Source organism: uncultured Campylobacter sp. (genome assembly GCF_937997405.1).
Lineage (GTDB): Bacteria > Campylobacterota > Campylobacteria > Campylobacterales > Campylobacteraceae > Campylobacter_B.
On the sequence record NZ_CALKTL010000166.1, the window covers coordinates 1 to 9572 of the forward strand.

The window sequence follows — 9572 nt, forward strand, 5'->3', positions numbered from 1 at the left end:
GGGTGGTGCGCACCAGCCTCTTGAGGTCGGTCACCCCGAAGCAGGAGCTGGCCGCGGATGAAATTTACGGCACGGAGGAGCCAGCAATCATAGCACCTAAGCCGATAAGTGAAATTTTGGAAGGCAAAACGCGCCCCGGGCACTTCGACGGCGTACTAAAAGTGCTAAATAAGCTTTTTAATCTAACTCGTCCTAGCAACGTTTATATGGGTAAAAAGGACACCCAGCAGCTTTTCATCGTGCAGAAGATGGTAAAGAGCTTTTTTATGCCTATAAATATCATCCCTTGTGAGATCGTGCGCGAAAGCGATGGGCTCGCGCTTAGCTCGCGCAACGCCTATTTGGATGAGGAGGGAAAGCTTATGGCGCTTAAGCTTTCGCGCTCCTTGCTAAACGCCAGCTCGCTTATTAAAAAAGGTGAGATCAGCCTAAATATCATCCGCGAAAAGATGCTTAGCGTGCTTGAGCCACTGGCGGTCGATTACATAGCGTTCGTGGATTATAAATTTAATGAAATTTCGCAGATCAAGCAAGGCGATACGATAATCCTACTTGCCGCAAAGGTCGGCACAACCCGTCTGGTCGATAATATCTGGCTGTAAAATGGCAAAACTCCATCTCGTCTCGCTGGGCTGCAATAAGAATTTAGTCGACTCCGAGATCATGCTCGGGCGTCTGCAAAACTACGAGCTCACAGATGAGCCTGCGAGTGCGGATGTGATGATCGTAAATACCTGCGGCTTCATCGCAAGCGCCAAGCAAGAGAGTATCCGCACGATTTTGAAGCTTAGCGAGCAGAAAAAAAGCGGCGCGCTGCTGGTCGTCACGGGCTGTCTGATGCAGCGCTACAAGGACGAGCTCATGCGCGAACTGCCCGAGGTCGATATTTTTAGCGGCGTTGGCGACTACGATAAAATCGATGAAATGATTTTAAAAAAGCAGAATTTATTCAGCCCGCAAACCTATCTGCAAAGCCCCGCGCTTACCTCTTCGCGCGTGATAACAGGCTCAAACTACCATGCTTACGTTAAAATTTCGGAAGGCTGTAATCAAAAGTGCTCTTTCTGCGCCATTCCGAGCTTCAAAGGCCGCCTAAAAAGCCGCAGCATCGAGGATATCGAAGCGGAGGTGCGCGGCTTGGTAGCGCGCGGATTTTACGATTTTAGCTTTATAGCGCAGGATTCTAGCAGCTTCGGTCGCGATCTAAGGCGCGGCAAAAACGGCGGATCAAATTTTAAAGGCTCCGAAGGCGAGTTAAATTTTGCAAGCTTTCGCGACGGAGAGAATTTTAACGCCTCTTGCTGCGAGCAAAACCCCAATGACTCAAGCGGCGGCGCGAGAGATAGAATTGCCGCTCAAAGTAGGCTCGTCTGCGATAAGGGCTCTGGCGGCGAGAGTGCTGGCGACGAAAAAGTCCACGAGCAGGACATAGATCTAGTCGCGCTGATAAAACGCATCGAAAAAATAAAGGGCGTCAAGGTCGCGCGCGTGCTGTATCTCTACCCCACCAGCACCGACGAGCGACTCATCCGCACGATCGTGGGCTCACCCGTTTTCGCAAATTACTTCGACATGCCGATTCAGCACATAAACGACAAAATGCTAAGCCTGATGAAGCGCGGCGCGAGCGCGGCGCGGATCAAAGAGCTTTTAAGCCTAATGCGTGCAGCGCCAAACTCGTTCCTCCGCACGGGCATCATCGTCGGACACCCAGGCGAAACAGACGTAGAATTTGACGAGCTTTGCGACTTTTTGCAGGAGTTTAAATTTGATAGAATTTCAGCTTTTGCTTACAGCAAGGAGGAGGATACGGCGAGCTTTGCGATGCCGCAAATCCCTGCGCGGACGATTAGCCGCCGCTTAAATAAGATCGAGAAAATCACGCGCGAGGTGATAGATAGCAGCATGCGCGCGCTCGTAGGCAAAAAGATGCCCCTAATAATCGAAGGCGCCAGCAGCGAGGGCGAGTTTTTTTACGGCGCCAAGCCTCTTGCATGGGACAAGGACATCGACGGCGAAATTTTAATCAACGAAAGCTACGTGCAAAATCTAAAAGTAGGCGGTCTATACGAGTGCAAAATCACGGAATTTGCGGGCGATAGGCTGCTTGCGCGAGTGCTAAAAAGCTCGTAAGAGAGATGAAAAATCCGCCTGAAATTCCGAGCAAAATTCTAGCCTTGCTGCGAGCCGGCAAAAATCTGCTTGCCTTTTCGCACGGCGTCGATAGCACGGCGCTTTTTTACCTTCTGGACGAGGCGGGCGTGAAATTTGACCTTGCGATCGTGGACTATAACGTCCGCGCGCAAAGCAAAGATGAAGTCGCCTCGGCGCGAGATCTGGCGGCTAAATTTAACAAACAAATCTACGTAAAAAGCGTGCAGCTGGGCGAGTCAAATTTTGAGCACGAGGCGCGCGCGGCCAGATACGAGTTTTTCGCCGAGATTTGCCGCGAGCGGGGATATGAAAATTTGATTTTGGCGCATCAGTTTGACGATAAATTCGAGTGGTTTTTGATGCAACTTGGGCGCGGTGCAGGGCTTAGCGAGCTACTTGGCATGCAAGAGCTTGAGCCCCGCGAGGACTACGTGATCGCTCGTCCGCTTCTAGGCGTGCGAAAGTGCGAGCTGGAGCGGTTTTTGCGTGAGCGAAACTTAAAATACTTCACCGACGAAACGAATTTGACGGACCGGTTTAAACGCGGCTTTATTCGCGCGAAATTTAGCGAGCCGTTTTTAAATGAGTACTTTAGCGGCGTGAAAAAAAGCTTTGAGTTTTTGGCGACCGACGCGTTAAGCTTAACTCCCGAAATTTCTAATCCCGCACCTAAAATTTATCTCGTAAAACGCGGTCTTGGCGAGCTTCGCGGCGTAGATCAGGCGTGCAAGCGGCTAGGACTAGTGCTAAGCTCGGCACAGCGAAACGAATGCACGCGCTGCCTGGAAAACGGCGCAGGCTGCGTGCTAAGCGGCAAGGTAGCCGTGGGTGCGGGCAAAAATTTTATTCTCGTAACGCCATATATTAAAGCGGCGATGGAAAAGAAATTTAAAGAAGCGTGCAGGCGGCTCGCCATCCCGCCGATAAACCGCGGATTTTTATTTGCCGCAGGCGCGGATCTTGCGCTATTTGAGGAGCTTTTATGAGCGTTTATTTTACCTCAGATCTGCACTTCGGCCACGAGCTGGTGCTGAAAAAATACCCGAATTTTAGAAAAGGCGCGAACGTAGCCGAGATGGATGAAAATCTCATCGCCGCTTGGAATGCGCTTGTTACACCTGAGGATCTTGTCTATAATCTCGGCGACGTCTCCTTTCACAAGGATTTTGCGCACACTTGCGAACTGCTACGCAGACTGAACGGGCGACATTTTTTGCTGCTTGGCAACCACGACGGGCGGATCGCTGCGATGAAAAACGAACTGCTAAGCCAGCGCAAGGCGGACGGCAATTTTATGTTTGAGCAGATCGTGAGCTATGCCTTTGTGCGCCTATCACATAAGAGAGCGGCTCTGTCTCACTACCCGATGATCGAGTGGGCAAACTGCCATTATGGCGCGCTGATGCTCTACGGTCACCTGCACGCAGATATGGCTGAAGTTTCGGGCAGGGCGCTAAACGTAGGTTTTGATCTACACGGCAAAATTTTAAGCGAGGACGAGGTGTGGTCGTATCTGAAAGATATCCCGCCCAAGGCCCATCACGCAAGCGAGCTAGAGGGCATTAGCGAGAATGACGACGTGGAGCAAAGGCGAGCTTTGATAGAAAATTTTTTACGCAAAATTAATCGGGATTTGTGAAAAAGACAAAATTTACGGTGCAAGACAGGCGCTTTGCAGTAAATAAGCTTAAATTTAAAAGCGAGCCGTTTAAAATACGAATGATTTTACCCAGCCAAAATCCATTATGTAACGCGAAATAAAATTTAATAAAATGCGGCGCAAACAGGCAACTAAATCGTATCAAGCAAGCGCAATTGCAAAGATAAAATTTTAAAATTCTGCCTAGGTGCGAAGCGAAAAATTTGATCTAGCGGGCTTCCAGCATCGCGATTTTGTTGATGTAATCGGCGAAATTTAGATTTATCAAATTTGTTTTGATGAAGATGCGCGTGAAAATCACATAGCCGATCTCGTTGCTAAGCGTGCCGTCGGAGTAGATGAAAACGTTGGTGAGAAACTCGCTATTTTCGGATTTGTAGAAGGTCTCGATCTGAAAATTTAAAAGCTCGTAAAATAGCTCGTCCGCGTCGCTCATCGCCGCCTGCATCTCCTCATCGATACGCATTATGTCGGCATAGAGCACGCGCTCTTGGTTGGCGACGACAAAACATGCGCGATTATTAAATTTCAGTGCAAACATCGCCATATTTTCAAAATCGCTTTGATTTTTTAGCAAGAAGTATAAAATTTTAAATAAACTGGCGTGTGAGCTAAATTCTATTCCAAAAGTCTCATCCGCCGCCTGTGCACTTGCGCGAGGAAATTCCACTATGAAGCTATCATCGACTTTTTGATAAATGCTATTTTCTTTAATCATATAATCCTCGTTAAAATGCACTCTTTGATTTTCGTCGTCAATCAGCACACAGGAGATTAAATTTTTATCACTCAGATCCGCAAAGCCCGCCAGTGAGGTAGCCAGATCATTTTCTTGCGCGATAGGAAAGCGATCGGATTTCTCATCCAAAATTCTTTTGCCAAAGCCCAATTTTCTATAAAAAAACTCGCATGCGTCGGCACTTTTAGCGACGCCGAGGAATGATTTTGCTTTAAATAGTGCCATTTTTTCTCCTAAAATTGCAATTATACCGAAACACTATTATTTCAAACTAAAATTTAACGTCCTGCTCGGCGCTTGCAAAAAGCAGTTGCCTGATCGCCTCTTTACCCGCATCGAGGCTAAGCCCAGTTAAATTTAACGGCGCGCTGAGGCTGTAATTTATGCGCGAAAACGGCTTTGGCAATACCATCTCGTCCCAGCTATGAAATTTCCAAAAACTGCTCGCTTCGTAATTTAGTGCGTAAATGTCTAAGTTTAGCCGCTGCGCAAGGATCACGGCGCCGTCGGCGACGCTGTGAAGCGGACCGCGCGGACCGTCGGGAGTGATGATGACGTCGGTACCGTTTTTTATCTCTTTGATCGCGCCCATAAGCGCACGCGCTCCGCCCTTGAAGCTACTGCCGCGGATCGCGCCGATGCCGAAATGCGAAATCACGCGCGTAATTATCTCGCCGTCTTTGTGATCTGAGATGATGACCTTGGCGCGCCTCTTGCTGCCGAAATCCCGCAGCCACCAGCGCCTATACGCAAAGCTCATCATCGCCAGTCTTCCATGCCAAAACACGACGACGCAGGGCTTTTCGGGCAGCTTCGTGGGGGTAAATTTAACCCTGCACGTTAAAAAAATACACCAAATCAGGATAAAAATGAGATATTCGGCGACGCGGAAAAACAACCGCTTTTTAAGCGATAACTTGTCCATAAAGCGCCATTCTGGCGGTCTTTTCGATACGCACTCTGCGCGTTTTGCCTAGCAGCTCTTCGCCGCCTTGCGCGCAGATTAAAAAATTTGAAAAGCTTCTACCGCACACAGTGCCGCCCTCGCGCAGCTCCTCGAAATATACATCGAAAATTTTATCTTTTTGCGCCCCTGCGATCTCGTCTAAAATTTTAACGTGGGCGCTTTGCAACCTGCTTAATCTTTCGCTTGAAATTTCATCATCAAGCGGCTTTAAGCTTGCCGCTGGCGTAAGCGGTCGCGGGCTAAATTTAAAGGAAAAAACCTGCTCGAATTTTACCGCCTCTAATACCTCCATCGTCTCAGCAAAATCATCCTCACTCTCGCTCGGATAGCCCACGATGATGTCGGTGCTAATCGCCACGCCCGGGCAGCTTTGGCGTAGCTTAAGCGCGCGGTCTAGATACCACTGCTTGGTATATCCGCGCTTCATATCGCGCAAAACCTTACTCGAGCCGCTTTGCAGCGGCATGTGCATCGATTTGCAAATTTTAGGATTATTGCAAAAAACGTCCAAAAATTTATCGTCCATATGCAGCGGATGCGGGCTGGTAAAGCGGATGCGCTCGATGCCCTCTATCTCGCCAAGCCGCACGAGCAGATCGCTGAAGTCGATTTTTTCGTGCGCGTTAGAAAAGCGCTTACCATAATTATTGACGTTTTGACCGAGCAAAAATATCTCTTTGGCGCCGCGAGCTGCGGATCTTTCGGCTTCGCGCAAGATGATTTGAGCGGGGATCGAAATTTCATCGCCTCTAGTCTGCGGCACGATGCAGTAGGAGCACTTTTTATCGCAGCCGATCATTATGTTTATGAAGGATTTATATGGCGAGCTCGCGAAATCGCCGAATGCAAACTCGCTCTCGTCGTAGTTTATGTCCGTGCTGATAAATTTAGGCGTACGTACGGCTTGCGAAATTTTGGATACGTTTCTGGCGCCGAGTACGAAATCCACGAATGGTGCGCGCTTAAAAATTTCTCCGCCCAGATGGCTTGCGGTGCAGCCGCAAACGCCGATTTTAGAGCCCTTTTTTCGCGCTTTATCAAAAGCTCCGATTTCGCTAAAAAGCTTATGCACGGGCTTTTCGCGCACTGAGCAGGTATTTATTAAGATCAGATCTGCAATATTTACGTCGTCGGTAATCTCGTAATCTTGCTCTTTTAGCTGCGCGATAATATGCTCGCTATCGCGCACGTTCATCGCGCAACCTAGGGTCTGGATGAAGAGGAGTTTACTCAAAGGATATGCACCTCGTACATATACTCGTTTTCGTTCAGCCCGTATCGCACTATGCGCTGATACACGCTAAAACCCTTAGTATCGAAAAAATCCACCAAAGCGGCTAAATCTTTTTGAGAATTTTCTCTATCCAGATAAAATATTTTCTGTCCGCTCTTTTCTACTTGGGCTTGCAAATCCTCGATCTTAACGCTTTTTGGCTTAGAAGCAAGCTCCGTTCTGGCAAGTTTTAGCTGCATGATCTATCCTTTCATTTATCTTTTTAAACCCGCGAGTTTAGCGAAATTTAGATAATAATTCGTTTAAATAAAAATAAAGTCAAAATTCCATATAATACCACACTTCAAAATTTAAAATCCAAATTTAGTAGCACGAAATCAAATCTTAAGGAAAATTTATGGAAAAAATCACCGACATCATCGAGTCGATTGCAAATGAAAAGGGGCTTGAGCCCGCAGACGTCAAAGAGCGCGTCAAAACGGCGTTCATCCAGACCGCAAAAAGACTTTTCGGCGAGGAGTATCTCTACGACAGCGAAGTCGATCCGCAGACCAAACGCGTCAAGCTTTACCAAAAGGTCCACGTCGTCGCAGATGATGACGAGCGACTCGATGATCACAACTTCATCGCGCTGAGCGAAGCCAAAAAAATAGGCGAAAACGCGGAGATCGGTGATGAGCTAAGCTACGAAATAAATATTGAAAACCTCGGTCGTACGGCTTCCGGCGTGCTGGCTAGAGAGCTAAATTTTCATATCCAAAGGCTGCTTGAGGAGAAAATTTTTGAAAACTATAAAAGCAAGGTAGGCACTCTCACCCACGGCACGGTCACTAAGATCGATCACGACGGCACGACCTACGTAGAGATCGAGGATACGAAAGCCTTCATGCCGCAAAAAAACCGCATCAAGGGCGAAAATTTCAAAGTGGGCGACGTGCTGCAAGCCGTCATCAAAAACGTAGCCATCGACAAATCCCACGGTATCAGACTAGAACTTTCGCGCACCAGCCCGAAATTCCTAGAAGCCCTACTCGCCGCCGAAGTCCCCGAGATCAAAGACGGCAGCGTCATCATCCAAGCCTGCGCTAGGATTCCGGGTAGGCGCGCTAAGATCGCGCTTAGCGCCGTCTCGCCAAACGTCGATCCGGTAGGCGCTACCGTCGGCAAAGGAGGCGCTCGCATCGACGCGGTAAGTAGATTTTTAAGCAAAAATTTGCAAGACGGAAGCGGCGAGAGCATCGACGCGTTTGAATACTCCGCAAGCCCCGAAATTTTGATCACTCGCGCGATGGCGCCTGCGATCGTAAACTCGGTCAAAATAACGCAGGACGGCAAGGCGATCGTCTACGTAAACCCCGATCAAAAAAGCAAAGCGATCGGCAAAAACGGCCTAAATATCCGCCTCGCCTCGATGCTGTGCGGCTGCGAGATCGAGCTTATCGAAACCGGCTTGGCGAGCGAGAAAAAGGTATCCAAGGAAGAAGGTCTTAAAAATCTCGAAGCGCTTTTCGGCGAGCTGTAGAGACGAAGCGCACTTCGCTTTTTAAAATTTTGCAAGTTACACGCCCTATAAAATTCCACGCCTACTAAATTTTGCAAATTTAGCAATTAGTGGAATTTTACGCCGTTTCGGAATTTTAAAATTTAGCGTAAAGGCGAAATTTGACCGAAATTTTACGGCGCAGAATTCTAAGCTTAAATTCTATTCATTCGCGGATTTGAATTGATGCGATATTTAAATTTACACAGCGCGCAAAATTCCGGTCCAAGATAAGCTGCGCCTACCGCTCGTATAAAATTTCGATGCCGCCGTAGTGCCAAAATGCCTTCGGCGCGAGGTATTCGCCGCCCAGGGCGGCTAAGCTTAGCTTAAAATACTGCGGCGAAAATTCCGTGATTTTAGAGATTTCTTGCTCAAGTAGCGTCGTGCAGTAGAGGTTCGCTTCGCCACGAGGTCTTAGCGTAAAACCCTCGCCGACGCGCTTAAGTAAAGAGGTAGCTAGGCGCGCCTTTTGCTCCTCACTTAAAAAATTTATCCGCGCCGCGCCAAAGTCTCGCGCATGCGCCAAAAACTCCTGCATCGAAACGGCCGCGACGCCGTCTCGCTCGCCCTCGCCCGTTACGGCGTGCACTATCACGAGCGGGCGTTCGCGCACGATTATGCCTACGTGCGAGTATTTAAAATTCGTTGCGGTTGCGATTATGCGGCTGTCGGTAACGTCGCCCATGCGAAAGACGAGATCGCCCGTGCGTAGATTTGATAAAATTTCATCCGGCACCCGCAGCGGCTCTTTTGCCGTAGGCGCGCGTGTTAGCGTCCAAAGCTCGCCGAATGCGCCTAGAGCGAAGATCAGACAAACTAGAAGTTTTTTGGCTAAAGCGCAACCTTCCATTTGCCGTCTTTTTTGACGAGTTTAACGCTCTCGGTACGGTTCGTGCCGTTTTTAAAAGACACGACGACTTTCACGAGCGCCGATTTCTCGTCGTTATTTTGCAGCTCGCCCGAGACGCCATTTAGCCCGTCGCGCTTAGAGGCCTCCTCCTTGCCGGCACCCGCCATCTGCATCAGTTTGCCGTTTATCATCTGCATAGAGCCGTCGTCTGATCTGTCCTTATCGGGTATGTCTATAGCATCCACCAAAGTCTTAGAATCGCCCTCGTATAGGGCTCTGATGAAGTCCTCGGCTACGCCTTTCGGGTCGCTGCCGCAGCCCGTTAAAACGAATATAGCAATGAGCGCGAGTAGGAATTTTTTCATAAGCTCTCCTCGTAGAAATTTTGAGATTTTATATACAAACGATAAATATTTTTTAAATTC

General features: G+C 48.6%; 11 protein-coding genes. 5 read left to right on the forward strand and 6 right to left on the reverse strand.

What is annotated here, in order from left to right:
* The 4 genes from Q0372_RS08920 to Q0372_RS08935 all read left to right on the forward strand — a co-directional run.
* A partial coding sequence (locus tag Q0372_RS08920) for a pantoate--beta-alanine ligase (protein ID WP_298105002.1) occupies positions 1-602 on the forward strand: 602 nt, incomplete at its 5' end.
* Between the two features lies 1 nt (position 603).
* Positions 604-2133, forward strand: coding sequence for a MiaB/RimO family radical SAM methylthiotransferase (locus Q0372_RS08925; protein ID WP_298105005.1), 1530 nt, complete (start codon positions 604-606; stop codon positions 2131-2133).
* A 5-nt stretch (positions 2134-2138) separates the two neighbouring features.
* Positions 2139-3140 carry a tRNA lysidine(34) synthetase TilS gene (gene tilS, locus Q0372_RS08930; protein ID WP_298105008.1) on the forward strand — a complete coding sequence of 334 codons (1002 nt, stop codon included), beginning with the start codon at positions 2139-2141 and terminating at the stop codon, positions 3138-3140.
* On the forward strand, positions 3137-3793 hold the full coding sequence (locus Q0372_RS08935) for a metallophosphoesterase (protein WP_298105011.1): 657 nt from the start codon (positions 3137-3139) through the stop codon (positions 3791-3793). The genes tilS and Q0372_RS08935 overlap by 4 nt, the downstream gene beginning before the upstream one ends.
* A gap of 229 nt (positions 3794-4022) precedes the next feature.
* Here Q0372_RS08935 and Q0372_RS08940 read toward each other — a convergent pair whose 3' ends face one another.
* Genes Q0372_RS08940 through Q0372_RS08955 form a run of 4 tightly spaced genes read right to left on the reverse strand, consistent with a single transcriptional unit; the run spans position 4023 to position 6993 of the window.
* The gene (locus Q0372_RS08940) at positions 4023-4778 is read right to left on the reverse strand and encodes a hypothetical protein (RefSeq protein ID WP_297948694.1); all 756 of its coding nucleotides are present in this window, start codon (positions 4776-4778) and stop codon (positions 4023-4025) included.
* A gap of 46 nt (positions 4779-4824) precedes the next feature.
* Positions 4825-5478 (reverse strand): lysophospholipid acyltransferase family protein, encoded by a 654-nt coding sequence (locus Q0372_RS08945; protein ID WP_298105014.1) that lies wholly within the window; start codon positions 5476-5478, stop codon positions 4825-4827.
* Entirely contained in the window at positions 5459-6754 is a 1296-nt protein-coding gene (miaB, locus tag Q0372_RS08950; protein WP_298105019.1) for a tRNA (N6-isopentenyl adenosine(37)-C2)-methylthiotransferase MiaB, read from the reverse strand. The genes Q0372_RS08945 and miaB overlap by 20 nt, the downstream gene beginning before the upstream one ends.
* Entirely contained in the window at positions 6751-6993 is a 243-nt protein-coding gene (locus Q0372_RS08955) for an HP0268 family nuclease (protein WP_005870077.1), read from the reverse strand. Before Q0372_RS08955 ends, miaB begins: the two co-directional genes overlap by 4 nt.
* A gap of 158 nt (positions 6994-7151) precedes the next feature.
* Here Q0372_RS08955 and nusA point away from each other — a divergent pair, with 158 nt between their 5' ends.
* Complete coding sequence (gene nusA, locus Q0372_RS08960) at positions 7152-8276, forward strand: transcription termination factor NusA (RefSeq protein ID WP_298105022.1); 1125 nt, start codon at positions 7152-7154, stop codon at positions 8274-8276.
* A 259-nt stretch (positions 8277-8535) separates the two neighbouring features.
* Here the strand turns inward: nusA and Q0372_RS08965 are convergent, their stop codons facing one another.
* Both Q0372_RS08965 and Q0372_RS08970 read right to left on the reverse strand, forming a co-directional pair.
* Positions 8536-9147, reverse strand: coding sequence for a YiiX/YebB-like N1pC/P60 family cysteine hydrolase (locus Q0372_RS08965; RefSeq protein WP_298105024.1), 612 nt, complete (start codon positions 9145-9147; stop codon positions 8536-8538).
* Positions 9129-9572, reverse strand: a 444-nt coding sequence (locus tag Q0372_RS08970) for a DUF4878 domain-containing protein (RefSeq protein ID WP_298105026.1), incomplete at its 5' end; no start/stop codon positions are given. The genes Q0372_RS08970 and Q0372_RS08965, both read right to left, overlap by 19 nt.

Excerpts from the sequence above, each read along its gene's own strand:
- nusA (WP_298105022.1), top strand. The coding sequence starts at position 7,152 with ATGGAAAAAATCACCGACATCATCGAGTCGATTGCAAATGAAAAGGGG.
- tilS (WP_298105008.1), top strand. The coding sequence starts at position 2,139 with ATGAAAAATCCGCCTGAAATTCCGAGCAAAATTCTAGCCTTGCTGCGA.
- Q0372_RS08935 (WP_298105011.1), top strand. The coding sequence starts at position 3,137 with ATGAGCGTTTATTTTACCTCAGATCTGCACTTCGGCCACGAGCTGGTG.
- Q0372_RS08945 (WP_298105014.1), bottom strand. The coding sequence starts at position 5,478 with ATGGACAAGTTATCGCTTAAAAAGCGGTTGTTTTTCCGCGTCGCCGAA.
- Q0372_RS08940 (WP_297948694.1), bottom strand. The coding sequence starts at position 4,778 with ATGGCACTATTTAAAGCAAAATCATTCCTCGGCGTCGCTAAAAGTGCC.
- Q0372_RS08925 (WP_298105005.1), top strand. The coding sequence starts at position 604 with ATGGCAAAACTCCATCTCGTCTCGCTGGGCTGCAATAAGAATTTAGTC.
- Q0372_RS08965 (WP_298105024.1), bottom strand. The coding sequence starts at position 9,147 with ATGGAAGGTTGCGCTTTAGCCAAAAAACTTCTAGTTTGTCTGATCTTC.
- Q0372_RS08955 (WP_005870077.1), bottom strand. The coding sequence starts at position 6,993 with ATGCAGCTAAAACTTGCCAGAACGGAGCTTGCTTCTAAGCCAAAAAGC.